Here is a 23547-nt window from a genome sequence, read left to right on the forward strand (position 1 = left end):
CCAGTCCTTTCAAGCCGCACCACCGGGCCGGCAAACAACCCACAAGCCTTACCCGACCCACCCGGGTCGCAGCACACCGTAACTGCCGTAACAGCTCGAAATAACTGCAACTACAAACTTAAGGAACAGCCCCATGCGAGGTCAGCCCTACCCGCAACAGTCGCCCGAACTCTGCTGCGTGCCGCGCCACGGCTACCGGATTCAGGTGATGATGGACAGAGGCCCCCAAGTAGACGACCACCTCATAGGAGAGGCCTGCCCGGTCTGCGAACCGGAGAGATTGGCCTCACTGCTGAATCCTGTCCACTGACATTTAGGTTTGCGGTTCTGCTCTTTGTTCAGACTTTGCCGCCGCCAGAACTCGACCGGCCACCACCAGCCAGGGCCATAGGATAGGCGCACCGAATCAATCTGACCGCGCGTCAGCCAAACGAGTAGACCGGGTGCGTCGTGGTGAGTAGCGTCGCGATCATGTCCGCACCCGGCACGTTGCGCGTTCAAGACCAGAGGGTCGACACCACCGCCGCTTCTCAAGGCTCACAGCGGCGATGACACTGATACAGACTGTATTTACCAAAGACCGCGTGATACAGGTTTCTGACCGACGACTGAGCAACGGCGGCAAGCTGGTAGACGACTACTACACCAAGCTGGTTCTCTGGAACGACCGGTACACCGTCGGGTTTACTGGCCAATCCCGAATCGACCGCCGCCAGAAGCTAAAAACAGCACGCTGGATCGCTGACACACTGTCGGGCCACGGGCTGTTCGAAGACGGGGTGTCCGCGCTAAGGGCAGAAGCAGAAAAGCGGACCAAGAAACTTCCGAAAAACTGGGACCTGCGATTGGCCATCGTCTTGGCCGGGTTCGACGACCGAGATGGCCCAGTCGCGGCCTGCGTAACGAACATGGACTTGCAGACCAACCGATCAGCCGAGGTAACGCGCTTCGCTATCGATGAACTCACGATCCCGGCAGGACACCACGCCTGTGTCCATTCCATCGGAGCCACGATGAACGCCGAGCAGAAAATGGTGCTCGAAAAGTACGTACCCAAGGCTCTAGGCAAGGATGACGGCCTCAATCCGGCGGTGCGCCTGATGGTCGACCTGCAACGGCGAGTCTCAAAGACGGACAAGAAGAAGTCTGTCGGCATGGATGCGCTATGCGTCCACATTCCGCGTGGGGCACACAAGTACTACGGGCACGGACTGTCTGTGATGTCCAACCTCGGGGGCCCGTCCCTACCAACCGCAATGAGCAGCTTTGGATACTTCGACCGCTCCGGCTGGCAATGGAAGCAAGAGGCACCCTACCGCGCTGGGATGGGCCAAGTCTCAACACATTCCGCGTGGTCAGACCCAGACCACCCGGACAACCAGACGATAACGTTCACGATTTCGCGTCCTGACGTGAAGACGATGCCCCCCGGGCATGCGACGCATTGACTATTCTGCATCTGGAGCCCACGGGAACGCGTTCCACGCTTCCTCCAGTATGGTGCTCGGCGCGAACTCAATCCCGGCGTGTTCTTGGCCGAGGACTCCCCAGCCTTCCCTATCGGCGTCGGTCACCAGTTCAAGTAAGTGCTCGCCGACGCTGCGATCTGGCAGACACACCAACCATTCGAGATCGTTGATAGAGCACACTCGCATCGGAACCGATGGCGTAACGCCGAGCTCGTCGCGCACAAGCCCTGCATCAATGAACGGGAACGGCTCCAACGTCACGATCAGACCGATCCGGGGTAGGTCCTTGGGTATATGCGAGAACTTTGGGTGATCGTCGCCGATCAGCTTGGAAGAAAGAGCAATCTGGTCGTAGCCCTTCGCCAGCCGATTGCGTAGCGCGACCCATCCCTCGGCGGTGCCCATCCGAATCTCGTCGGTCGATCTGGTCGATTTCACCTCAACCAAGAGAACCACGTTGTGCCACACAACAATCCAGTCAACCGACAGCTTATTGCCATCGGGGTCGTATGCGATCTCTGGATGCACCTTTGCGTCCGGGATGGTTCCTAGAACACGGCCGACGTATCGCTCAAACAGGTGACCGAAGTCTTCGGCGAATGCGTTACGCCATCGGTCAAACCCGGAGTACCAGAGGCCGACCGGGCTGATCTTCCGAATAACTTGCAGGGGGACCGGAACCCACATCCGGTCGTTGAGACGCACGACCGGGCGTTTCGTCAGGGGATTGAAGCCGTACCGGCGGTAGGGGGACGGTTCGTTCGTGGCCGCGGACCGATACCAGTCGCGGTCGCCGGTGAACTCGTGCTCGACTACATCGTGCATCACGGATACAGGGATATGCGACGTGATGGGTAGCAATTCGGGCGCGTCAAACCAACTTGCCGAGAACTGACCGCGCTGCCCCTTGGCAACACCGAAGACGCTTAGACCGATTCCCGCATACTGCGAGAGGTTGCATCCCAAAAGCTCTTCCTGCCAACCCGGCCGGATCACTTTCAGAGCGCGCGACGGCTCTGTCTGCTCGAGAATCGCTATATTGCGGGCTATCTCGCTCCTGATGGACTGCCCGAAGGGTTGCTGCTCGTAGCCGACGCGCAGAAGAAAATTAGCCGCCGCATTCGGAGCGTCGGTCCCCAGTTCTGGATCAGACAGGTTTCGATAATCTTCCGCGCACAACAGCAAGTCGTTGCGCGTCGGATCAGAACGATACTCGTTGCCGCCGATCAAGCTGACCCGTGCGATATCCGAGAGAGCCCACGGCGTGAACCGCATGTAGTCGCCGTTCAACCAGGACCCATTGTCGGCGTACTCGGCACCAACGCCAGCGATCAACGGGATCAGCGTCGACGGCCGGTACCGTCGTACGTGACGAATGTAATCACCGTCGGTTGTCCGTGGGGTGTCCGGCACATCGGGCTGAATGCTCATCAATCCCCCTGCTGTCGCTGCCTCTAGAGGCTGACAGAGGGAAGAATATCCCGGATGTCGGTCGGGAGGTATGCGGACAGGCCAGGCCCACGTATAAAACGAGCCTGACTGGCCACCCGAGGCCGACGTTACCGCCAGCGACCCGTCATCTATCAGGCCACAGGTAACCGGCAAGAACGTATGAGTGTCCCCCGACACCCATCGAGCGGTAGAGGGCACTCTCGGTCGGGCCGCCGGGGCGGCTATAAAGGCACTTCAAAGGCCGCTGGTAGAAAAGGTATCGGGGCAGAGTTTTTTTAGGGTGCCCGACTACCCTCGAACGCGACAGAAGGATAATAGACCTGCGTTCAAAAATGGGTAGCCGGGCATTGGTATGCAGATGACGGTTGCATTCCAATTGATCCTGCTAGACGAATTTCAACTGTTTTGATTTTCATCTAGTTAGATATGACACAGCCGATACCGTGCCATCAACACGCCTTGGATGGCGTGAAGCTACTACTCAACCCACCCATGCAACCGCCATTCGGCGGCATCGCTGGTAGGCACCTCGGCCACGTCACCAGGACATGACCGAATACCGTTGTGACAGACTGAAAACGGCGGCAGCACCCGAACCTTCACGATTCGGTCAGGCACCACTATCTCAATCTCCGGCTTGTCACTGATCTGGCAGTTATCGATAAACGCCAGCTCATTGGCATTGCCCTTGCGGGACCGGCGCAAACCGGTCCCGGCAGGCTCACCAGAAACGCTCATGGAGTCGTCGGAAGATTACTGACAACCATCACGGCCGCCGGACGCTCTACCGCGATCACGAATCGTTCCTCGAGAACAAAGCGCGCGATGTTAGAGACTAGGTCCGTACCGCTTGTACCGACGTGAATGGACAGGCCTTCACGCAACAGGACGCGGCCGAATTTCGTCGTATCCAGCATGACGCCCGTACCGGCGGTCTGTGCCGTCGTCAGAATCACCGGGATACCGAACAACTCACGGCGACCGACCTCGGCGGGATCGCCAATGAGGAAGTTGCCAAGGGTGTTCTTCAACCGGCGGATTGCCGAGAACGTCGACGGGTGCAGAATCAAAAGATTGGCTTCTGCCAGCGCCGAACCGATACGCAATGCGTTGGCCGCGATCTCAATGGAGTCGATTGCCGTCACATTGGTGCCTGTATCCGTGGACGCGTCATGCGTCAGCACACCCGACGTGTTGATAAGGCCGGTCATGTTTCCGCCCGTGCCGCTACCGGACAGAATCTGTGCGTTCTCAACGTCACCCATCAGCCGCATGGCCTCGTTCTGGGTGTAGCCCTGGAATGCGCCGAAATCCTGCAACACCTCGTGCGACAGGCCGAAGTGGCAGGCCACCTTAATGGCAGAAAAAACCTGCGAACTCATGTTGAACGAAATTTCAGGCTTAGCCGCACCCTCGGCGGTCGGAGCGGGCGATCCGGTGGTGCTTTGATGCACCAGGACCTCGTACGACGGTGCAGAGATCGACTCGACCGGCAACAGGTCCATGATGCGGTTCTCGTGAATCTTCGCGAGAACCTGCGGATCAAGCTGCGCGGGCAAAAGGCTATCGACAGTCGAAAACGCCTTTGTTGCAAACGATTCCCGCCGCACGGCCCGCTCATGCAGACCCTTCAATGCCTTTGCATCGACCTTAAGCGGGTTGACCTCAGCACCACGCTTGTACTCGCCATCGGCGGGTGTCTCGACCGGTCCGGTTGCGGCATCGCCGCCCCAGAACTTAGCCGCCTGGATGGCCCTGGAGTCTTGGGTCTTGGCCGGGAAATTGGCCCGGATGATTTCTCGTAGTTCGGCCTCGCTGCGATTCGCGAGAACCTTAAAGACATTGTCTTTATTGATGGTATTCAATTGTGGTTACCTCTATTAAGTTGTCCGGCGACAAACAAGCGACGCCGGTTATTGCTGATATTCAGTTGTTCCGACTCACGTCGGGTTTTCGTGTCAGCGGCGTTCGGCGGGCCGGAGCGGGTGCGGGTCCATCACGGAGCGGCACCGGGTCCAGAGCGGCCTACGGCGGGTAACACAAAGTCTTTGTCACTCACACGTGTACGCAGGTGAACGATTTCGTTCACCTGGCCGTGTGCGGGGTGACTACGTCACCTGTTGATGCGTATGCGTTCCAGCTCGAACGCCTCCGACGCATCACGGAGAACCGCCAGAGCGTCCGGCGACGGGTCGGCCGCCGCCGACAGCACAGCATCGGCCAGCTTCTCGGCCTTACGCATGTACGGGCTGTCCTCGGCCGTCAGCGCCGCGAACAGCGCCGCCGACGCCAACGGCCGGAGGTCAGTGACCGGCGATCCGGCCAACAGGTCGAACGCCTCCCATCCGAGACCGGCTATCGGGTCCTCCCATGTCGTCACTGCGACACCCGCTCACGTGAACGATTTCGTTCACATGCGTTGTCGACCTCGGCAATGCGCTTGAATGTCTTATCTATCTCAATCATGTAGCGCGCCAACTTGATTGGGCTTAGCTTCTTCTTCGCCATGTCACTCTTTCTTTACATCTGGCATGATTTTGTAAAACTGCACGGCACAGAAATCCGCCGGGCAACGGGTGGATTCGGCATCCTGGTAGAGATTCCTGCCCACCCCTCCCGCATGGCGAGTGTGCAGTAAGCATTGCCAAACACGCACGGCAGCAACGTATTTGCGTGTTATGGCTGGTCGTTGGCGGCCGGGTTGCGGGTTGCCTCGAACCGCACCAGTTGGCCCATCCGTGCCTGTGAGGGTGGTACTGCTACCGCTCGCGCTCTGGACGCTATGCGGATGGCCGCGACCAGGTTGGGCACGTGTTCGGATGCGATCAACGCGGTTTCAGTTCCGATTGTCAAAGCGATTCCGCCGCCTTCTGCAATCGGCTCGATGTCGATGCCGTCAACCATGTGCGGCCATTTCGCGCTGTCCGCTGTCTTCTATCGCGGGTGTGTCTGTTCGTGCGTCAGCGTCAATCTGTGGGCACATGGGCCGCATTTCCTGGCTCTTGAACCATGCCACGGCGTAGGCGTCCCAGTCATAGCCGCCGAACCTGTGCGCGCTTGGCCGCACCCGGCCCCAACACACCGCGTATTCCGTGCGGTCCGGCCGCCTGCGGTCGTGGTTGATCTCTACGACCGTTCCGACCTTGCCCCGAAACCGTGGCCACGTTCCCTTACTTGGATACGTCTGTTCGTCGCGTGCGATGACTACCCGGTCACCGATCTTCAATGCTGTCCGTATCTGTCGCGTTGTTCGTCAACTTCAATTCCATTCCTCGTTGTCTCTTCGTTTCTCCACATAGCCCAGAGGCTCTCTACGCAACGCAGGCTGCCGCTAACCGTGTCGCTGGTCCGGCTTACCCGCCTGCCGCGTCTGTGGCGCTTAGAAACGAACACAGGCGGTCGAAAATGATCGATTTACGGGTACAAAAAAGACGCCACCCGATTTTGGGTAGCGTCCAGCCACGCTGCTTTACGGAATTTCACCGACGGGCGGAGTGGACACACCCAATGGTTTTACCACCGGACGCCGTACTACCGTCCGATGTACACCTCTAATGATAGCACAGCGCTTTACCGGGGCTTTTTATTCCTGGCTTCTGCGAATTGCATATCGAGCCATTCCAAAATGTCGCGGCGACGGTAGTAGATGCGCTTACCGACCTTGGCCGATTGCGGGCCGGTCCCATGCAAGCGCCAGCGGCGCAATGTGCCTTCGGGTATGCCGGTGAACGCAACCGTTTCTGGCAGCGTCATCAGATCAACCATGATTCCTCCTGTATTCAATTGTGCGAGTTAGGTTTTCGGATCACAAGTAACGTACCCGATTAACGTAACTAGGTTGGTGACCACTTGCTTTCGCAATGTCCGACCAGCTGCGTTCGGGCTGGTGTCTTGCAATTTCAATCCTATGAATATTGGATTGCAAAGACCGGCGGCGTGAGGGTGGTGACTGTCGCCCCCATCCGGGGGACGACGGGCGGCTCCATCGCTGACGCTCTGGACCTGCCGACGCACTACGTACTGTCTTATATCTAAGATCGCATATGGTGTCGCGATTCTTTGCATTTACCGTTGTAACAACTACATAACAATTCGTAATTTGTTGCAGACCAACACTATTCATTAGCGGAGGCCCGAGCTGTGAGTTGGTGTTGTGGTGGTGCCGGGAGCCGAACTCCCGACACCACCACAGTTTTAGGCGGGGTGCACTACGCCGCCGGCCAAGTACTGCGGGTCAATCACGTACTCGGATTCATTGCGGTCACTGATGTAAGCCAGCAACTCGTAGCCAGACGCCCGATGGACATACACCCGGCCCCGTGAGGCATACCCCGGACGATCGGCGAACCACTGAGCCTTATCACGATCGGCGGTCCACGACATGCCATGTCGCCGACCCGGTGTGCATCCGCGCCATACTGTCACCTGTTCGGGCGGTTCTGCTGGCTGACCCGCGCTGGTGTATCCGGCCACGTTGAACAGTTCGACCCACATTGCACGTGTGAGCGCTCGGCTTGGAAACTCTGCACCCGACCATGCGTCGGCTACCACTTCGGGATGCGTCGTAATATCCAGTCCACCAAGGTAATACAGATCAAACAGAAGGAAAGGGGCATGGTTGCGGCCTAATATCGACCATGCGCTACGGAACGCAGCGCCGGTCAGTTCGCCCTTTTCGTGGTCCCACCCGTAGTGCTTACCGTCCGTGTAAAGCGGTTCGGGCCAGCCGTCGCGCCGGTGCCGGTATTCGCCGTTGCCGCCGAACGCCGCCCCCAGCACGGTGTCCTCCGTGCTGTACTGCTGGCTGTCATCCGCTACGAACCTGCTTGTGTCACTTGTCAATTCAGTTCCTTTATCTTGCTCAGTGCATGGCTCGACCCCAGGTGGGGCCAATACATGGACCAACCCAGAAGCTGGCCGTTAGGCAAGACGCGCCGCCGAAGCGGATGGAACTGTTGCAGTACGCGACTCGATGGCAAGACGTTACACCCGCGTCGCGTCGAACGTCAATACCCGGAATTGTTGCCAAAACTGCTGTGATGCAACGAATCCCAATCACCGCTATGCCGGGGGCGCAGCGACAGGAGCAAAGCGCACCCAAATATTGATGGGGTGCCATCTCCCGTTCGAGTGCGTCACGAAGCCTTGCGTATCGGCGTCACGTTGTCCGGCATACCGCCCAGCATCGCCGCCATCGCGTCAGCCGCCAGCTTCGCGGCCGACTGGTCCAGATGCCCGTACCGGTCCACTGTGGTCTGGATCGACTCGTGGCCCAAGTGCCGCTGGATCACCGGCAGGGGCACCCCGGCCTGGATCATCCAGCTGGCGCAGGTGTGCCGCATGTCGTGCACGCGCAGGGTTTTGGTGAACGTCTTGTCCGCCTTCTGGAGGCGGGCCAGGGTCTTCTTGAACACATTCGGGCCGAACGTGGTCGACCGCAGCGGGTTGCCGTGCGTGTTGACGAACAGGTATTCCTGCCCGTCCGGCACCACGGGCAGGCAGTCCACCGGCACCACGATGGTCCGTTTGGATTTCTTAGTTTTCGGTGGCCCCAGCTCCCAGCTCAAAGCGGCGTCGTCCACCTTCTTCCATGCGCGGCTGATCCGCACAGAGCCGGTCTGGTAGTCCACGTCCGACGGCCGCAACGCCGCCATCTCCGAGAAGCGGACGCCGGACGCGACCAGGAACCGCATCACCGGCTTGTACCGGTCGGTGAACGCCGCCAGAAACGTCTGGTACTCGGCCTGTGTCAGGAACACCATTTCGCCGGTCTCGGTTTCTTTGATCGCGACCCCAACGCAGGGGTTGGCCTTGGAGTAGGTGCCTTCGGTGATCGCGGCGTTGAACACCCCGGAGACGAAACCGTGCTTGTTCTTCATGGTCTTGCCCGCCGCGCCGGACTCCTCCATGTGTTGCACCCACCGGCGGATATCGGCACGGGTGACCCTGTCCACCGGCATCATGCCAATGACTGGGTCAATGTCCTTGCGGATGTAATCGCGGTACTGCGACCGGGTGCGCTTCTCGACGCCCGTGAGTCCGTTCACATGGGCGGTCAGGAACTCCGACAGCGTCGGGCCGACCGGCGTCGGCTCCCCCTTGGTGTAGACGTCCAGACGGTCGTACATCTCGCACGCCGTACGGCCGCCGAACGCCTCAACGACCGCCACGAACTTCTCGGCGTCAGCACGAAGGGCGACGGTCACAGTTCTTTGCTGGGACCCTCGCCCTTCGTCGCGCCACCGGACCACATAGCTCGTTCCGGCCTTGCTTGTGCGCTCAGAAATGCTTGCCACGCCATCCAGCCTAGGACGGCACGGTGTGCATTTCGGTGTGCGTTGAGAATTATTTTGTTGTGTTTCCGCTGGTCAAACAGTGGAGCTGCCGGGAATTGAACCCGGGTCCTACGGCATTCCCTCAAGACTTCTCCGTGCGCAGTTCGCTATGCCTCTACTTGGATCTCCCGGTCACGCGAACAAGCCGAGATGACGATCCCAGTCGCTGTTTGATGTCCCCATGGGTTCCGCGACCGAACCCGTGGGTGGTTCCCTCTAGTCGATGCCAGGGTCCGGGCCGAGGGCGTTCCCGGTCTGACAGACACGCGGTCGCTACTTAGGCAGCGAGGGCGTAGTCGCGCTGATTGGAATCGGCGCTTAATTGGTTTACAACGACGCTTACGGTGGTCAGTTGCCTGCACCGGCACGCTTCTCTTGATTCGATGCGCGAAGTCGAAACCGTTCAGCCCCTCGCACCCCTACCGACTTTCGGTAGGACACTCCATCATACCGGCCGCACCGACAACTTCCACCGAGTATCCGGCGCAGCCGTTCGACCAGGTCAGATGACGTAACCCAGATTCTCGACGATGCGCTTGCCGACCTCGGCGTCACCCTCGAACTCGATGACGACCGGCCGCACCGCGCCCAGCGGGCGTCCGCCGCACAGCCGCGTGAACTGCCAGCCATCCAGCCGGATCACCGTGGTCGGCTCGGGACCGCCGAAGTCGGGCACCACCGCTGCGCGGCCGTCGACCGCGACCCGAATGGTGCGCGCCATGGGGCCGGTCAGTTCGATCGCTACCCGCGATCCGTCCGGCGCTCCCCCGCGCTTGGCGACGACGAACCCCATCATCGTCTCGATCTCGTCGAGCGACAGCCGCGCTTCCGGCTTCTGCAACGCCGCGTCCGGCGCCGGTCGTGCGACCGACTCGCGGATGTCCTGCTCGTGCATCCACGAGTCGAACGTCCGGATCCGCATGAAGCGACCGAGGCTGTCCTGACCGGCCGGCGTCATCGTCGGGGTGTTCCACTCCTCGTCCGACATCGCGGTCAACGTGGCCCGTCGATCACCGGTGACGGCACGGAACTTCTCCAGCAACTCGGTACTCGAGAGGGCGCCGAACGATCGGACCCAGCACTCGTTCATCACGCCGATGGGGTTGTGGACGTGGTCCAGCTCCGAGACGTCGACGTCGGCCTCCGGCACCGGCTCGCCCTTGAGCATCAGCTCGGTGCCGATGAGGTGCGCGACGACGTCCCGGACGTGCCAGCCGGGCAGTTCGGTCTGAGTGGTCAGCAGCTCCGCTTCGGAGATGGTGGCCAGCAGTTTGTCCAGGTCGTCCCATACCCCGAACAGGGCGGGTAAAACATCGGACTTCTCCAGAACGGTGACGGGTCGCGTTGAGCTGCTCACTGATTGACCGTACGACGGCAGACCCGTCCAGACAGGGAATTGCGCGATGCGTCCCAATTTTGTCGTGCGACGATGACCCTCATGGCGGACGACCGGGCGGAAGCGCAACGCCTACGGGACATCACGGTGATCCGCAAGGTGCGGGACCGGATCGACCGGGAGTACGCCAAGCCGCTCAATGTCGAAGACCTGGCCCGCGGCGCGCACATGTCGGCCGGCCACCTCAGCCGGGAGTTCCGGCGCATCTACGGCGAATCGCCCTACTCGTACCTCATGACACGACGCATCGAACGGGCCATGACGCTGCTCCGGCGCGGCGATCTCAGCGTGACGGATGTCTGCTTCGCCGTTGGCTTTTCATCACTGGGCACGTTCAGCACCCGATTCACCGAGCTGGTCGGGGTCGCGCCCAGCGTGTACCGCCGCGACCACTCGCAGGCGGCCGACGGCATCCCCGCTTGCCTGGCACGGCAAGTCACCAGACCGGTCAGGAATCAAGAAGCACCGCCGCACTGAGCGCCACTACCGTCATGGGCATGGACATATCCATTCACTACGCATTCCTGCCCCACACCGACGCCGAGGCCGCCCTGACGTTCTACCGCGACGCGCTGGGCTTCGAAGTTCGCAAAGACGTTGGCTACCAAGACATGCGATGGATCACCGTCGGCCCGCCCGGACAGCCGGGCACGTCGATCGTGCTGCACCCGCCGGGCGCCGACCCCGGCATCACCGACGACGAGCGTCGCACCATCCTGGAGTTGATCGCCAAGGGCTCCTATGGCGCTGTCACCTTGGCCACCGATGATCTGGACGCGCTGTTCGCGCGCCTGGAGGCTGCCGGCGCCGACGTCCTGCAGGAACCCACCGACCAGGATTACGGCGTGCGCGACTGCGCCTTTCGCGATCCGTCCGGCAACCTGATCAGGATCAACCAGCTCTAGTTCAACCGGCTATCCGGCGGCGATCATCGCAACCGAACCCAAAGCCAGAGCCATGCCGACGGCCTGCCAGGCCCGAACCCGCTCTTTGAGCACCACCATGGCCAGCGCGACGGTCGCCGCCGGATAGAGCGAGATCAGCACGCTCGCCAACGACAGCATGGAAGCCTGCAGCGCCAGCAGCATCCCCACGTTCGCGATGACGTCGAGCGCCGCCGCGATCAGAGCGAGCTTCAGCGGAAGTCCGCGTGGCAGAGCGAAATTGTGGGTCGCCAACGCGGCGACCATCACCACCGCGGTGGCTGCGAAGCGGGCGAACACCAACGGCCAGAGCTTCGCCTCGTGCGGCACCTGATGGATGACGGCGAAGCTGAGCCCGAAGGTCAATCCTGAGCCGACGGTCAGCCAGGCGACTTTGGCGGTGAATCGGTGTGGTGTCTCGTCCTCATCGGTGGCCTGGGCACTGACCAATGCCACCGCGACCAACGCCAGCGCGATCCCGGCGATCGCCAGCCCGCTGGGCCGCTCTCCCATTGCGACACCGACGACGATCGGCCCCGCCGACACCAGGATCGCGGTCAGCGGCGAGACGACGGATATCGGTCCGGAGCCCAACGCGGCGTAGAACCACCAGATGCCGAACGCTTGCAGAACGCCGCACAACACGCCCCAGAGCACCGCATTCGACGAAACCTGGCCGCCGACAACGCACGCCATCAGCGTCAGCAGTACGCCGGCAATGGGGTATGACACCAGCACGACCCGCAGCGCGGCGACACGCCGTGAGGCGATGCCGCCGACGAAATCGCTGATGCCGTAGCCCAGCGCCGACAGCAGCGCCAGCAGAACCCCGGTCAGATCTTGCCCTTGAAACGTCGACCCATCTCGCGGGTGATCTCCCGCTGCGCATCGCGCTTGGCGATGTCCTGACGCTTGTCGTGTGCTTCCTTACCGCGGGCCAATGCCAACTCGACCTTGACCCGACCATCGGAGAAGTACAGCTTGAGCGGCACCAGCGTGAAGTTGCCGTCCCGCAGCTTGCCGACCAGCATGTCGATCTGCTTGCGGTGCAGCAACAGCTTTCGGTTGCGCCGCGGGGCGTGGTTGGTCCAGGTGCCGTGGTGGTACTCGGCGATGTGCAGGTTGCGCAGCCACACCTCGCCGTCGTCCACGGTGGCGAACGCATCGGCCAGCGACGCCAGGCCCTCGCGCAGGCTCTTCACCTCGGTACCGACCAGCGCGATACCCGCCTCGTAGGTATCGATGATCGAATAGTTGTGTCGCGCTTTCCGGTTGGTTGCGACGACCGAGTTGTTGCCCGACTTGTCCTTGTCGGTGTCTTTCTTCTTGGCCATCATCATCGCCGGATATACGCGCGCAGCGTGGCGTAGGCAGTGACCCCGGACATGGTCAGGCCCAGTGCCAACATGATTGGCGCGCAATAGAAGAGAACGTCGGCGTAGTCGACCTTGGCGATCAGGCCGGCTTGATAGAACTGGTTGAGCACGTCCTCGAGGAACATCGCCCGCACCACGATCAAGCCGATGACAGCGCCGACCACACCGATGGTGGCGGCCAGCATCGCCTCGACCAGGAACGGCAACTGGGTGTACCAGCGGGTGGCACCGACCAGTCGCATGATGCCGATCTCGGTACGCCGGGTGTAGGCCGCGACCTGAACCATGTTGGCGATCAACAGGACTGCGGCGACGGCCTGCACCAGCGCCACCGCGAACGCCGCGTTGCTGATGCCGCCGAGGATGCCGAACAGGCGGTCGACCAGTTCCTTCTGATCTGTCACCTGGCGCACGCCGGGACGTCCGCGCAGCGCGTCCTCGAATCCCTTGTGCTGCTCGGGATTGTCGAGCTTGACGACGAACGACGCCGGGAACGCCTTCTTGCTCGCGTAATCCTTGAACGCCGGAATCCGTCGGACGGCGTCGTCGTACGCCTGGTCCCGGTTCATGTAGCGCACCGACTTGACGTCCTTACGGTCGTCGATCAGCTTGCGCAGCGACTTGCACGGGTCGGCGTCGCAGTTGGGGTCGTTGGACGAGACGTCGTCGGTCAGGAAGACCTGGCTCTCCACGCGGTCCAGATAGATCTGCTTGGACTGGTCGGCCAGCCGGACGATCAGCAGACCACCGCCGAACAGGCCGATGGAGATGGCGGTCGTCAGGATCATGGCGACCGTCATGGTGACGTTGCGACGAAATCCGGTCAGGACTTCATTGACAAGAAAGCCGAAGCGCACTTAGCGATCCATTCCGTAGACGCCGCTCTGCTCATCGCGGATGAGGCGGCCGAGTTCGAGTTCGATGACGCGCTGACGCATCGAGTCGACGATGTGATGGTCGTGGGTGGCCATCACGACCGTCGTGCCGGTGCGGTTGATCCGCTCCAGCAGGTCCATGATGTCGTTGCTCGTCTCGGGGTCCAAGTTTCCGGTGGGTTCGTCTGCCAGCAGCACCAGCGGCCGGTTGACGAAAGCCCGGGCGATCGCGACCCGCTGCTGTTCGCCACCGGACAGCTCGCCGGGCAGCCGGTTGGCCTTGCCCGACAGCCCCACCATCTCCAGCACATCGGGCACGATGCGGTTGATGGTGTCCGGGCGCTTGCCGATCACCTCGAGCGCGAACGCCACGTTCTCGAACGCCGTCTTCTGCTGCAGCAGCCGGAAGTCCTGGAACACGCAGCCGAGCACCTGCCGCAGGCTTGGGATCTGGCGACCGTGCAGCTTGTTCACATGGAACTTCGAGACGCGAATGTCACCCGAGGTCGGGACCTCGGCGCCGAGCAACAGCCGCATGAACGTCGACTTGCCGGAACCGGACGGTCCGATGAGAAAGACGAACTCACCCTTGTCAATCTTGAGCGACACGTTGTCCAGGGCTGGGCGTGCCGAAGACTTGTAGTTCTTGCTCACGTGGTCGAGGGTGATCATCACGGCACGCCAGTGTAGTCGGACGCCGCCGTGTGACGGGTGAGGCTGATGCTGCTAGCTCGGCGCCGGTGCCGCGCCGGGCGAAACGATGGTGGTCGTGACCGGGCCGGGCGGCGCAGCGGCCGGCAGCGGGCCGGGCGGCGCCGCGGGTGCCGGGGCCGGGGTCGGGGCCGGCGCCAGGCCGGGCAGCACCGGCAGCGTGACCGGCGGCAGGATCCCGGGCGCCGGGGTGATGACCGTCGTGGTGGGCGGCGCCGACGTGCTGGACGTCGTCGAGGTGGTGGTCGTCGTCGTTTCAGTCGTTTCAGTCGTCTCGGTGGTCTCCGTCGGCGTCGGCCGGTACGTCGACTTCGGGCGAGTGTTCACATCGGTGCGCGGCACCCAGGTGTAATCGGGGTTGGGCACGAAGCCCGGCGGCACGACCGCGGGCGGCGGTGTCGGCGGTGGTGGCGGCGGCGCATAGGTCTGGTGCACCCAGTACGCCACGAAGAACGCCACGATCAGGCCGAGAGTCGACGTCCGGACCCGGCCCAGGATGTACTCGGGCCACGCTCGCGAGTCGCTGTGCTTGGCAGCCAGACGAGACAGCGCATTCATCAGTGCTCGTCCCCCGGCCCCTGGGTCTTGTCTTCGGCACCGGCGACAGTGGCCGGGTGCACCATGGCCTCCACTTCGGGCTCGCTGTCGTGCGGGCTCTCGATACCTGCCCGGCCCAGCGCGGAGACGACCATCACCCGCAGCCGCCGGCCGACCTCGAACTGCTTGCCGGGCAGCGTCCGGGCCACCATCCGCAGGTTCACGGTGTCCAGCTCGATACTCTCCACGCCCATCAACTGGGGCTTGTCGAGGAGCAGGGTGCGTAATTGGTGGTCCGCCATCGCGCGTTCGCAGACCCGGCCCAGTACCTCGTTGACCTTGCCCAGGTCCGCGGTCGTCGGTACCGGAATGTCCACGACCGCACGTGCCCAGTCCTTGGAGAGGTTGACAGTCTTGGCGATCTGCCCGTTCGGGATCGTGTACACCTCGCCGTCGCTGGACCGCAGCTTGGTGACGCGCAGCGTGACGTCTTCGACCGTGCCCTCGGCGGGCGTGTTGATGCCGCTGACGGTGAGGGACACGAGGTCACCGAAGCCGTACTGCTTCTCGGTGATGATGAAGAACCCGGCCAGCAGGTCCTGCACGATGCGCTGCGCGCCGAAGCCCAGCGCCGCGCCCAGCACGGCGGCGGGCGCGACCAGCGAACCGATGGGTATCCCGAGGATTTCGATGACGTCGACCAGCACGACCACAGAAACCAGAGCAATCGACACCCACGAGATCACCGAAGCGACGGCTTGCCGGTGCTTGGTGGTCTCCGACCGGACCAGCGCGTCGCTCTCCTGAAAACGCTCGTCGATACGGGCGGTGATCCGGTGTGTCAGCCAGCCGACGAACCGCGCGATCAGCATCGCCGCGATGACGAGCATGACTATCCGCAGTCCGCGGGTGATGATCCACGCGCCGATCGAGCCCCGCCAGAAGTCGTGCCACTGCTGGGCCCACCAACCGAATGACTCCGGTTGGCTCGCGGCGATCAGAGAAAAATTAATCATCGTCTTTTCGGTTGCGCCAGCGGATTCCGGCCTCCAGGAAGCCGTCGATGTCGCCGTCGAGCACCGAGGCCGGGTTGCCGACCTCGAACTCGGTGCGCAGGTCCTTCACCATCTGATAGGGGTGCAGCACGTACGAGCGCATCTGGTTGCCCCAGGAGCTGCCGCCGTCGCCCTTGAGGGCGTCCATCTCGGCCCGCTCTTCCTGGCGCTTGCGTTCCAGCAGCTTGGCGCTGAGCACGCGCATCGCGGAAACCTTGTTCTGCAGCTGCGATTTCTCGTTCTGACAGGTCACGACGATGCCCGTCGGGATGTGTGTCAGCCGGACCGCGGAGTCGGTGGTGTTCACGGACTGACCACCCGGACCGCTGGACCGGTAAACGTCGACCCGGATGTCACCTTCGGGGATGTCGATGGAGTCGGCGGTCTCGACGACCGGCAGCACCTCGACGTCGGCGAACGACGTCTGGCGCCGGCTCTGGTTGTCGAACGGGCTGATCCGCACGAGCCGGTGGGTGCCCTGTTCGACCGACAAGGTGCCGTACGCGAACGGCGTGTGCACTGCGAAGGTCGCGCTCTTGATGCCCGCCTCCTCTGCGTACGACGTGTCGAAGACCTCGACCGGATACCCGTGCTTCTCGGCCCAGCGGATGTACATGCGCATCAGCATCTCGGCCCAGTCGGCTGCGTCCACACCACCGGCGCCGGAGCGGATGGTCACGACAGCTTCCCGCTCGTCGTATTCCCCCGACAGCAGCGTTCGAACCTCAAGCGCCTCGATGTCCTCGCGCAGCTTGGCCAGTTCGGCGTCGGCGTCGGCCACGGCATCGGTCTTGGCGGCGCCCTCTTCCTCCTCGGCCAGCTCGTAGAGCACGGGCAGATCCTCGATCCGTCCGCGCAACTCCTCGACGCGGCGCAGCTCACCCTGTGCATGCGACAGGCTGCTGGTCACCTTCTGCGCATTGGCCTGGTCATCCCACAACTTGGGATCGGAGGCTTCGTCCTCGAGTTTGGCGATCCGCGCGCGCAGACCGTCGACGTCGAGCACCCGCTCCACAGTGGTCAGGGTGCTGTCGAGGGCGGCAATGTCAGCTTGGCGATCGAGGTCCACAAAGCATGAGGGTACCGACCAGTGAGACGGACTTACGCATTGCAAGCCATGATCGATTAGACCGGTTTAGCATCGCCGTGTAACCCGCTCCGCGCGTCGCGACAGCCCCTTGCGCGCACTGAGCAGAACAAGAAGGCAAACCATACATATGCGCCCTTACCATGTGGCGGTTGTCGGATCCGGCCCGTCAGGGTTTTTCGCTGCCGCGTCACTGTTGAAATTCGCCGATGCCAAGGCCGCCACCGACGATCCGGTCGACGTCCAGATCGACATGATCGAGATGCTGCCCACCCCGTGGGGACTGGTCCGCTCCGGTGTGGCTCCGGATCATCCGAAGATCAAGACGGTCTCGGCGCAGTTCGACAAGGTCGCCGACGATGCCCGGTTCCGCTTCTTCGGCAACGTCACTGTGGGTGAGCATGTGCAGGCGGCCGAGCTGGCGCAGCGGTACGACGCGGTCATCTACGCCATCGGCGCGCAATCCGACCGGCCACTGGGCATCCCCGGCGAGGAGCTCGACGGCAGCGTCGCTGCCGTCGACTTCGTCGGCTGGTACAACGCACATCCGCATTTCGCGACCATGAACCCCGACGTCACCCAGGACCGCGCCGTGGTGGTCGGCAACGGCAACGTGGCCCTGGACGTGGCCCGCATCCTGGTCAGCGATCCGGCCGAACTGGCCGCCACCGACATCGCCAACCACGCGTTGACGGCCCTGGGCGCTCGCGGCGTTCGCGAGGTCGTGATCATCGGGCGGCGCGGCCCGCTGCAGGCGCCGTTCACGACGCTGGAACTGCGTGAGCTCGGCGATCTGGCCGCCATGGCCGACGTCGACGTCATCGTTGATCCCGCTGATGTCGACGCCATCACCGACGCAGACCTGGAAGCCGCGGGCAAGACCGTGCGGCAGAACATCAAGATTCTGCGCAGCTACGCCGAACGTGGCGACCTCGGGCGCGAGCGGCGCATCGTCTTCAAGTTCCAGACCTCGCCGATCGAGATCAAGGGCTCCGAACGCGTCGAGTCAATTGTGTTGGGCCACAACGAATTGGTCGACGACGGCGGCCGGATCATCGCGAAGGACAGCGGCAACCGCGAGGAATTACCGGCCCAGCTGGTGGTGCGCGCCGTGGGCTATCGGGGCGTGCCGACCGCGGGCCTGCCATTCGACGAGCGCGCCGGGACCATCCCGCACACCGAGGGCCGGGTCGAAGGCAGCCGCAACGAGTACGTCGTCGGCTGGATCAAGCGCGGGCCGTCGGGCGTCATCGGCAGCAACAAGAAGGACTCGCAGGACACCGTCAACACCCTGATCGAGGACATCTGCGGCGCGGAGCTGGCTGATTTCGGAACCACCCACGCCGAGGACCTGGCCGCCTGGTTCCTGTCCCGGCAGCCCGCGTTGGTCACCAATGACCACTGGCGCCTGATCGACGCGCACGAACGGTCGGCCGGCGAGGGCCTGAACCGGCCGCGCGTGAAGCTGACGGACGTCGCGGAGATGCTGCGGGTGGCGCACGGCTGAGCAGCGGTGCGCTCCCCGGCGCGACCCTTGATGCCCGCTCAGTGGCTGGGCCGCAGGATGCCCTGCACCGCGAAAGTCGTGAGGCTGCCGCCCGAATTGAGCAGCGACGACGTGGCTGTCGATCCAGACAGAACGCCCGAGCTCAGGGAACCCACGCCGGCCTGAAGGCCGCCGGTGTTGATCGCGGCGATGCCGGCGAGTCCGCCGATGTTGTGGGTGGCGAAGTGCTGCGTGAAGCCGAGCTCGCCGCCCACGGCGCTGCCCAACCCGTCGAGCGGCCCGCTGTCAGCTGATGCGACGCCCGCCGACGCAAGGAGCAGCAATCCGCTTGCCGTCAGCCCTGCCCCAATCAGCTTGGTGGCCCTACCGGTCGACGAGATCTGAGACTTGGCCATGTACGTTCTTGTCCCCTTCTGTGGAAAGACTGTGTCCGACGGTCGAATCCGAGCCGCGCATGCCATCCGGTCAGCAAGCTCGATGCAATAGCTAGCTATTCACACAGTGAATCTATTAGCACAGGGCAACACCAGAATTAGCCCATTCGATGGAATTTCCAGAGGGTGCTGAGCAAACTGCCAGGCGGCGTGCGCAGAAAGGTTCGGGCCGATTGACTATGCCTGCGGGGCGTGCGGCGCGAAGTTCCAGTTGTCGGGGTTCTTGGGTGAGTAGACGACGGGGACCAGTTGACCCACCGAGGGCCAGTCGGCCACATCCATCGCGATCCGGCCATAGACCTCGTGCTCGTTCACGCTGGGGCCGTTGATGACTCCGGCGACGGTGACGAACTGCTCCCCCGTGGCATCGGGTCGCGGACTGACGCCGGTGATCAGCAGCGTCCCGCTCTCCCCGCTACGCGTACGTCGCAGCCACGGGGCAGCCAGCAGTACGAGCGCTCCGAGCAAGACAATGAGCACGACGAATTCCCACACGTACCCATGGTAGGACTGCACCCATGAGTACCACCGCAGACGACATCAACCTTGCCCTGAAATTGGCCGATCAGGCCGATGCCGTGACGTTGGACCGCTTCGGCGCACAGGACCTGCGCATCGAGACCAAACCGGATCTGACCCCGGTGACCGATGCCGACCAGTCCGTGGAACGGGTGCTGCGGGAGACGCTGTCGGCAGCTCGGCCGGACGACGCCTTGCTGGGCGAAGAGTACGGGGGCACAGCAGTTTTCGCGGGGCGACAATGGGTGATCGACCCGATCGACGGTACCAAGAACTTCGTCCGCGGCGTCCCGGTGTGGGCCACCTTGATCGCCCTACTGGAGGACGGCGTGCCCATCGTCGGGGTGGTCAGCGCCCCAGCGCTCGGACGGCGCTGGTGGGCCGGCACCGGCGAGGGCGCCTTCAGCTCATTCGCCGGCCGGACGCGCACCATCTCGGTATCGGGTGTCGACGCGCTGGACGCCGCGAGCCTGTCCTACTCGGATCTGACCACCGGATGGGAAGACCGGCGCGACGCGTTCGTCGCACTGACCGACGCGGTGTGGCGGGTGCGGGCCTACGGCGACTTCTGGTCGTACTGCCTGCTGGCCGAAGGCGCGGTCGACATCGCCGTCGAACCGGAGGTCAAGCTGTGGGATCTGGCCGCCTTGGACGTCGTCGTGCGCGAGGCCGGCGGTTCGTTCACCAACCTGGCCGGCGCGTCCGGCCCGCACGGCGGCAGCGCGGTGGCGACCAATGGGTTGCTGCACCACAAGGTGCTCGCCGCCCTCTCCTGATTTCACCCCGCCGAGTGGCCGGTTCTCGCACGAAATTCCACGAATTGCGTGCGAGAACCGGCCATTCGGCGTTGAGCAAAGTGTGAACTTGATAACACGAGCGTCGTACCTTACTCCGGAGTAAGATACGGTCATAGCGCACTGCCCCAACGACGCGAGGCTGTCGAAATGACCAACACCCTTCCCCAGAACGGCACTTCGGCCGGTTCCTCCCAGCGCCCCGTGCGCAAGGGCCCGGAGAGCGCCATCGGCCTGCAACGGCACAAGCGGACAGCGACCGACATCGGTCTGGCGCTGATCACGCCTTTTGTCGGCCAGGAATTCCTGGACAAGTACAACCTGCGCGAGCCGCTCAACCGCGGCGTGAAATACGGAGTCAAGACGAGCTTCTCTGCCGTCGGCGCCGCGAGCCGTACGTTCAAGCGCATTCCCGGACTGAACGGCGCCCCGACGCGCCTGAAGCCGGGCGGTTCGGACTACTTCGACCTGAATCCGGACGAAGACCAGCAAATGATCGTGGAGACGGTCCGCGAGTTCTCCGCGGAGATCCTGCGACCGGCCGCGCACGACGCAGATGCCGCGGCGGCCTACCCGGCCGACCTGATCGCCAAGGCCGCTGAACTCGGCATCACCGCGATCAACGTGCCCGAGGAGTTCGACGGCATCGCCGCCACCCAGAGCACCGTCACCACCGCTCTCGTCGCCGAGGCACTGGCCTACGGCGACATGGGTCTGGCCCTGCCGATCCTGGCGCCCGGTGGCGTGGCGTCGGCCCTGACGCGCTGGGGCAGCGCCGGCCAGCAGGCCACCTACCTGCCGTCGTTCGCCGGCGAGAACGTGCCGCAGGCATGCGTCGCCATCGCCGAGCCGCACGCGCTGTTCGACCCGACCGCACTGCGGACCACCGCGGTCCGCACCCCCGGTGGCTACCGCCTCAACGGAGTCAAGTCGCTGGTCCCGGCCGCCGCCAACTCCGAGGTGTTCATCATCGGTGCGCAGCTCGACGGCAGGCCGGCCCTGTTCATCGTCGAGTCGGGCTCCGAGGGCCTGTCGGTCACGGCCGACCCGAGCATGGGCATCCGCGCCGCGGCCCTGGGCAAGGTCGAGCTGAACAACGTCGCGGTCCCGCTGGGCAACCGGCTCGGCGAGGACGAGGCCACCGACAACGACTACTCCGAAGCCATCGCACTGTCCCGATTGGGTTGGGCCGCACTGGCAGTCGGCACCTCGCACGCGGTGCTCGACTACGTGGTGCCCTACGTCAAGGAGCGCGAGGCGTTCGGTGAGCCCATCGCCAACCGCCAGTCGGTCGCGTTCATGTGCGCCAACATCGCCATCGAGCTCGATGGCCTGCGGCTGATCGTGTGGCGCGGTGCGTCGCGCGCCGAGCAGGGCATGCCGTTCCTGCGCGAGGGCGCCCTCGCCAAGCGGTTCGCCACCGACAAGGGCATGCAGATCGGCCTCGACGGCGTGCAGCTGCTCGGCGGCCACGGCTACACCAAGGAACACCCGGTCGAGCGCTGGTACCGCGATCTGCGGGCCATCGGCGTCGCCGAAGGTGTCGTCGTTCTGTAGCCCGACCCGGTAATCGCCCAAAACTTCCAAATATCCCGAAAGACCAATCATGGCAATCAATCTGGAAATACCCCGCAAGTTGCAGGCCGTCGTCGAGAAGGGCCACCAGGGCGCAGCGGAGATGCTCCGCCCGATCTCCCGCAAGTACGACCTGGCCGAGCACGCCTATCCGGCCGAGCTCGATACCCTGGCCAGCCTGTTCGAAGGCATCCAGGAGTCGAACGCCGTCTCCATCGCCGGCGCCGGATTCTCGGCCAGCGAATCCAAGAGCAAGCACGCAAACATCAACGGCGCCAACATGTCTGCGCTGCTGAACGCGCTCGAGGTCAGCTGGGGCGACGTCGCCCTGCTGCTGACCGTCCCCTACCAGGGCCTGGGCAACGCCGCGATCTCCGCGGTCGCCACCAAGGACCAGCTGGCCAAGTGGGGCAAGGTGTGGGCCGCCATGGCCATCACCGAGCCGAGCTTCGGTTCCGATTCGGCGGCGGTCTCGACCACCGCGGTGCTCGACGGCGACGAGTGGGTCATCAACGGCGAGAAGATCTTCGTCACCGCCGGTTCGCGCGCCACCCACATCGTGGTGTGGGCGACGCTGGACCGCTCGCTCGGCCGCGCGGCCATCAAGTCGTTCTGCGTACCGCGTGAGCACCCCGGCGTCATCGTCGAACGCCTCGAGCACAAGCTCGGCATCAAGGCCTCCGACACCGCGGTCATCCGCTTCGACAACTGCCGCATCCCCAAGGACTACCTGCTCGGCGATCCGGAGATCAAGGTGGACAAGGGTTTTGGCGGGGTCATGGAGACCTTCGACAACACCCGCCCGATGGTGGCCGCCATGGCCGTCGGTGTCGGCCGCGCCGCGCTGGAGGAGCTGCGGACGATCCTGACCGACGCCGGCATCGAGATCTCGTACGACAAGCCGGCCCATGCGCAGAGCGCCCCGGCAGCGGAATTCCTGCGGATGGAGTCCGACTGGGAGGCCGCCTACCTGCTGTCGCTGCGCGCTGCCTGGCAGGCCGACAACAAGATCCCGAACTCCAAGGAAGCGTCCATGAGCAAGGCCAAGGCCGGGCGCATGGGCACCGACGTCACCCTCAAGGCCGTCGAATTGGCCGGCACCACCGGCTATTCCGAGGAGCCGCTGCTCGAGAAGTGGGCTCGCGACTCAAAGATTCTCGATATCTTCGAAGGCACGCAGCAGATTCAGCAGCTCGTCGTGGCACGACGTCTGCTGGGCCTGTCCTCGGCGCAGCTCAAGTGATCGGTGCTCCGGTGGCCCGGCACGCGCTGGGCTACCGGAGCGCGGTCGCCAGCGTCTGACCGAAAATGCCCAGCGCCCAATGACACTCACTGTCCCGGGCGCTGGGCTTTTCAATGTCCGCTGCCAGTTCGTTGTCCCACCACTTCTTTCGGGTCCGGCAGGTGCGCGTCGACTGGGCCGGCGTGGACCGTCATGGCCCAATCATGCACCGTGACAAGCAAACAGGCCCCGGGATTTCTCCCGGGGCCTGTTTGCTGTT

Annotated in this window: 25 protein-coding genes and 1 other RNA gene; 7 read left to right on the forward strand and 19 right to left on the reverse strand. The window is 63.4% G+C overall.

Going from position 1 to position 23547, the window contains the following annotated elements; all coding sequences use genetic code 11:
• Positions 1–548 precede the first annotated feature (548 nt).
• The gene (locus tag TL10_RS24285) at positions 549–1448 is read left to right on the forward strand and encodes an Ntn hydrolase family protein (protein ID WP_043987694.1); all 900 of its coding nucleotides are present in this window, start codon (positions 549–551) and stop codon (positions 1446–1448) included.
• Here TL10_RS24285 and TL10_RS24290 read toward each other — a convergent pair whose 3' ends face one another.
• The 10 genes from TL10_RS24290 to TL10_RS24325 all read right to left on the reverse strand — a co-directional run bounded on the left by TL10_RS24290 (position 1449) and on the right by TL10_RS24325 (position 10613).
• Positions 1449–2900 carry a hypothetical protein gene (locus TL10_RS24290; protein WP_131630802.1) on the reverse strand — a complete coding sequence of 484 codons (1452 nt, stop codon included), beginning with the start codon at positions 2898–2900 and terminating at the stop codon, positions 1449–1451.
• Between the two features lie 498 nt (positions 2901–3398).
• Positions 3399–3659 (reverse strand): hypothetical protein, encoded by a 261-nt coding sequence (locus TL10_RS31030; protein WP_131630803.1) that lies wholly within the window; start codon positions 3657–3659, stop codon positions 3399–3401.
• Positions 3656–4786, reverse strand: a complete 1131-nt coding sequence (locus TL10_RS24295; RefSeq protein ID WP_052506529.1) for a phage major capsid protein — start codon at positions 4784–4786, stop codon at positions 3656–3658. Before TL10_RS24295 ends, TL10_RS31030 begins: the two co-directional genes overlap by 4 nt.
• A gap of 248 nt (positions 4787–5034) precedes the next feature.
• Complete coding sequence (locus tag TL10_RS24300) at positions 5035–5301, reverse strand: hypothetical protein (RefSeq protein ID WP_043987696.1); 267 nt, start codon at positions 5299–5301, stop codon at positions 5035–5037.
• Complete coding sequence (locus TL10_RS32010) at positions 5298–5429, reverse strand: hypothetical protein (RefSeq protein ID WP_260972675.1); 132 nt, start codon at positions 5427–5429, stop codon at positions 5298–5300. The genes TL10_RS24300 and TL10_RS32010 overlap by 4 nt, the downstream gene beginning before the upstream one ends.
• Positions 5430–6491: 1062 nt before the next feature.
• On the reverse strand, positions 6492–6686 hold the full coding sequence (locus TL10_RS24310) for a helix-turn-helix transcriptional regulator (RefSeq protein WP_043987698.1): 195 nt from the start codon (positions 6684–6686) through the stop codon (positions 6492–6494).
• Positions 6687–7115: 429 nt separating this feature from the next.
• Complete coding sequence (locus TL10_RS31035) at positions 7116–7763, reverse strand: hypothetical protein (RefSeq protein ID WP_131630804.1); 648 nt, start codon at positions 7761–7763, stop codon at positions 7116–7118.
• A 293-nt stretch (positions 7764–8056) separates the two neighbouring features.
• Positions 8057–9217, reverse strand: coding sequence for a tyrosine-type recombinase/integrase (locus tag TL10_RS24320; protein WP_043987699.1), 1161 nt, complete (start codon positions 9215–9217; stop codon positions 8057–8059).
• Positions 9218–9294: 77 nt separating this feature from the next.
• Positions 9295–9667: a transfer-messenger RNA gene (gene ssrA / locus TL10_RS30350) on the reverse strand.
• 91 nt (positions 9668–9758) lie between these two features.
• Positions 9759–10613 carry a maleylpyruvate isomerase family mycothiol-dependent enzyme gene (locus TL10_RS24325; protein ID WP_043987700.1) on the reverse strand — a complete coding sequence of 285 codons (855 nt, stop codon included), beginning with the start codon at positions 10611–10613 and terminating at the stop codon, positions 9759–9761.
• A gap of 81 nt (positions 10614–10694) precedes the next feature.
• Here TL10_RS24325 and TL10_RS24330 point away from each other — a divergent pair, with 81 nt between their 5' ends.
• Together TL10_RS24330 and TL10_RS24335 are read left to right on the forward strand one after the other, a co-directional pair.
• Complete coding sequence (locus TL10_RS24330) at positions 10695–11129, forward strand: helix-turn-helix transcriptional regulator (protein WP_043394729.1); 435 nt, start codon at positions 10695–10697, stop codon at positions 11127–11129.
• A gap of 20 nt (positions 11130–11149) precedes the next feature.
• Positions 11150–11557 (forward strand): VOC family protein, encoded by a 408-nt coding sequence (locus TL10_RS24335; RefSeq protein WP_043395260.1) that lies wholly within the window; start codon positions 11150–11152, stop codon positions 11555–11557.
• Between the two features lie 9 nt (positions 11558–11566).
• Here the strand turns inward: TL10_RS24335 and TL10_RS24340 are convergent, their stop codons facing one another.
• Genes TL10_RS24340 through prfB form a run of 7 tightly spaced genes read right to left on the reverse strand, consistent with a single transcriptional unit; the run spans position 11567 to position 17198 of the window.
• On the reverse strand, positions 11567–12412 hold the full coding sequence (locus tag TL10_RS24340) for an EamA family transporter (RefSeq protein ID WP_192830298.1): 846 nt from the start codon (positions 12410–12412) through the stop codon (positions 11567–11569).
• Complete coding sequence (gene smpB / locus TL10_RS24345; RefSeq protein ID WP_043395258.1) at positions 12409–12909, reverse strand: SsrA-binding protein SmpB; 501 nt, start codon at positions 12907–12909, stop codon at positions 12409–12411. Before smpB ends, TL10_RS24340 begins: the two co-directional genes overlap by 4 nt.
• 2 nt (positions 12910–12911) lie before the next feature.
• Positions 12912–13808, reverse strand: coding sequence for a permease-like cell division protein FtsX (gene ftsX / locus TL10_RS24350; protein WP_043394725.1), 897 nt, complete (start codon positions 13806–13808; stop codon positions 12912–12914).
• Positions 13809–14498 (reverse strand): cell division ATP-binding protein FtsE, encoded by a 690-nt coding sequence (gene ftsE / locus TL10_RS24355; protein ID WP_043394723.1) that lies wholly within the window; start codon positions 14496–14498, stop codon positions 13809–13811. It lies immediately after the preceding gene.
• A gap of 54 nt (positions 14499–14552) precedes the next feature.
• Positions 14553–15095 carry an Rv3103c family proline-rich protein gene (locus TL10_RS24360; RefSeq protein WP_043987701.1) on the reverse strand — a complete coding sequence of 181 codons (543 nt, stop codon included), beginning with the start codon at positions 15093–15095 and terminating at the stop codon, positions 14553–14555.
• Positions 15095–16090, reverse strand: a complete 996-nt coding sequence (locus TL10_RS24365; protein ID WP_043987702.1) for a mechanosensitive ion channel family protein — start codon at positions 16088–16090, stop codon at positions 15095–15097. Before TL10_RS24365 ends, TL10_RS24360 begins: the two co-directional genes overlap by 1 nt.
• Positions 16083–17198, reverse strand: a complete 1116-nt coding sequence (prfB, locus tag TL10_RS24370; protein ID WP_043987703.1) for a peptide chain release factor 2 — start codon at positions 17196–17198, stop codon at positions 16083–16085. The genes TL10_RS24365 and prfB overlap by 8 nt, the downstream gene beginning before the upstream one ends.
• A gap of 148 nt (positions 17199–17346) precedes the next feature.
• On the opposite strand from prfB, the gene TL10_RS24375 reads away from it, so the two are divergent.
• On the forward strand, positions 17347–18723 hold the full coding sequence (locus TL10_RS24375; RefSeq protein ID WP_043987704.1) for an FAD-dependent oxidoreductase: 1377 nt from the start codon (positions 17347–17349) through the stop codon (positions 18721–18723).
• A gap of 38 nt (positions 18724–18761) precedes the next feature.
• Here the strand turns inward: TL10_RS24375 and TL10_RS24380 are convergent, their stop codons facing one another.
• Positions 18762–19118 (reverse strand): hypothetical protein, encoded by a 357-nt coding sequence (locus tag TL10_RS24380; RefSeq protein ID WP_043394714.1) that lies wholly within the window; start codon positions 19116–19118, stop codon positions 18762–18764.
• A gap of 216 nt (positions 19119–19334) precedes the next feature.
• Positions 19335–19631: a hypothetical protein gene (locus tag TL10_RS24385; RefSeq protein ID WP_377042159.1), complete on the reverse strand. Its 297-nt coding sequence runs from the start codon at positions 19629–19631 to the stop codon at positions 19335–19337.
• 44 nt (positions 19632–19675) lie between these two features.
• On the opposite strand from TL10_RS24385, the gene hisN reads away from it, so the two are divergent.
• The 3 genes from hisN (at position 19676) to TL10_RS24400 (ending at position 23288) form a co-directional block, all read left to right on the forward strand.
• Positions 19676–20452: a histidinol-phosphatase gene (hisN, locus tag TL10_RS24390; RefSeq protein ID WP_043987705.1), complete on the forward strand. Its 777-nt coding sequence runs from the start codon at positions 19676–19678 to the stop codon at positions 20450–20452.
• A 168-nt stretch (positions 20453–20620) separates the two neighbouring features.
• Positions 20621–22027, forward strand: a complete 1407-nt coding sequence (locus TL10_RS24395; protein WP_043987706.1) for an acyl-CoA dehydrogenase family protein — start codon at positions 20621–20623, stop codon at positions 22025–22027.
• Between the two features lie 49 nt (positions 22028–22076).
• Positions 22077–23288 carry an acyl-CoA dehydrogenase family protein gene (locus TL10_RS24400; protein ID WP_043394708.1) on the forward strand — a complete coding sequence of 404 codons (1212 nt, stop codon included), beginning with the start codon at positions 22077–22079 and terminating at the stop codon, positions 23286–23288.
• The last annotated feature ends 259 nt before the right edge of the window (positions 23289–23547 follow it).

The organism is Mycolicibacterium llatzerense, assembly GCF_000878195.1.
Lineage (GTDB): Bacteria > Actinomycetota > Actinomycetes > Mycobacteriales > Mycobacteriaceae > Mycobacterium > Mycobacterium llatzerense.

Coding starts and splice junctions, on each gene's coding strand:
- TL10_RS24285 (WP_043987694.1), top strand. CDS start 549: ATGACACTGATACAGACTGTATTTACCAAAGACCGCGTGATACAGGTT.
- TL10_RS24290 (WP_131630802.1), bottom strand. CDS start 2,900: ATGAGCATTCAGCCCGATGTGCCGGACACCCCACGGACAACCGACGGT.
- TL10_RS31030 (WP_131630803.1), bottom strand. CDS start 3,659: ATGAGCGTTTCTGGTGAGCCTGCCGGGACCGGTTTGCGCCGGTCCCGC.
- TL10_RS32010 (WP_260972675.1), bottom strand. CDS start 5,429: ATGGCGAAGAAGAAGCTAAGCCCAATCAAGTTGGCGCGCTACATGATT.
- TL10_RS24310 (WP_043987698.1), bottom strand. CDS start 6,686: ATGGTTGATCTGATGACGCTGCCAGAAACGGTTGCGTTCACCGGCATA.
- TL10_RS24330 (WP_043394729.1), top strand. CDS start 10,695: ATGGCGGACGACCGGGCGGAAGCGCAACGCCTACGGGACATCACGGTG.
- TL10_RS24335 (WP_043395260.1), top strand. CDS start 11,150: ATGGACATATCCATTCACTACGCATTCCTGCCCCACACCGACGCCGAG.
- smpB (WP_043395258.1), bottom strand. CDS start 12,909: ATGGCCAAGAAGAAAGACACCGACAAGGACAAGTCGGGCAACAACTCG.
- ftsE (WP_043394723.1), bottom strand. CDS start 14,498: ATGATCACCCTCGACCACGTGAGCAAGAACTACAAGTCTTCGGCACGC.
- TL10_RS24360 (WP_043987701.1), bottom strand. CDS start 15,095: ATGAATGCGCTGTCTCGTCTGGCTGCCAAGCACAGCGACTCGCGAGCG.
- TL10_RS24365 (WP_043987702.1), bottom strand. CDS start 16,090: ATGATTAATTTTTCTCTGATCGCCGCGAGCCAACCGGAGTCATTCGGT.
- TL10_RS24375 (WP_043987704.1), top strand. CDS start 17,347: ATGCGCCCTTACCATGTGGCGGTTGTCGGATCCGGCCCGTCAGGGTTT.
- TL10_RS24380 (WP_043394714.1), bottom strand. CDS start 19,118: ATGGCCAAGTCTCAGATCTCGTCGACCGGTAGGGCCACCAAGCTGATT.
- hisN (WP_043987705.1), top strand. CDS start 19,676: ATGAGTACCACCGCAGACGACATCAACCTTGCCCTGAAATTGGCCGAT.
- TL10_RS24395 (WP_043987706.1), top strand. CDS start 20,621: ATGACCAACACCCTTCCCCAGAACGGCACTTCGGCCGGTTCCTCCCAG.
- TL10_RS24400 (WP_043394708.1), top strand. CDS start 22,077: ATGGCAATCAATCTGGAAATACCCCGCAAGTTGCAGGCCGTCGTCGAG.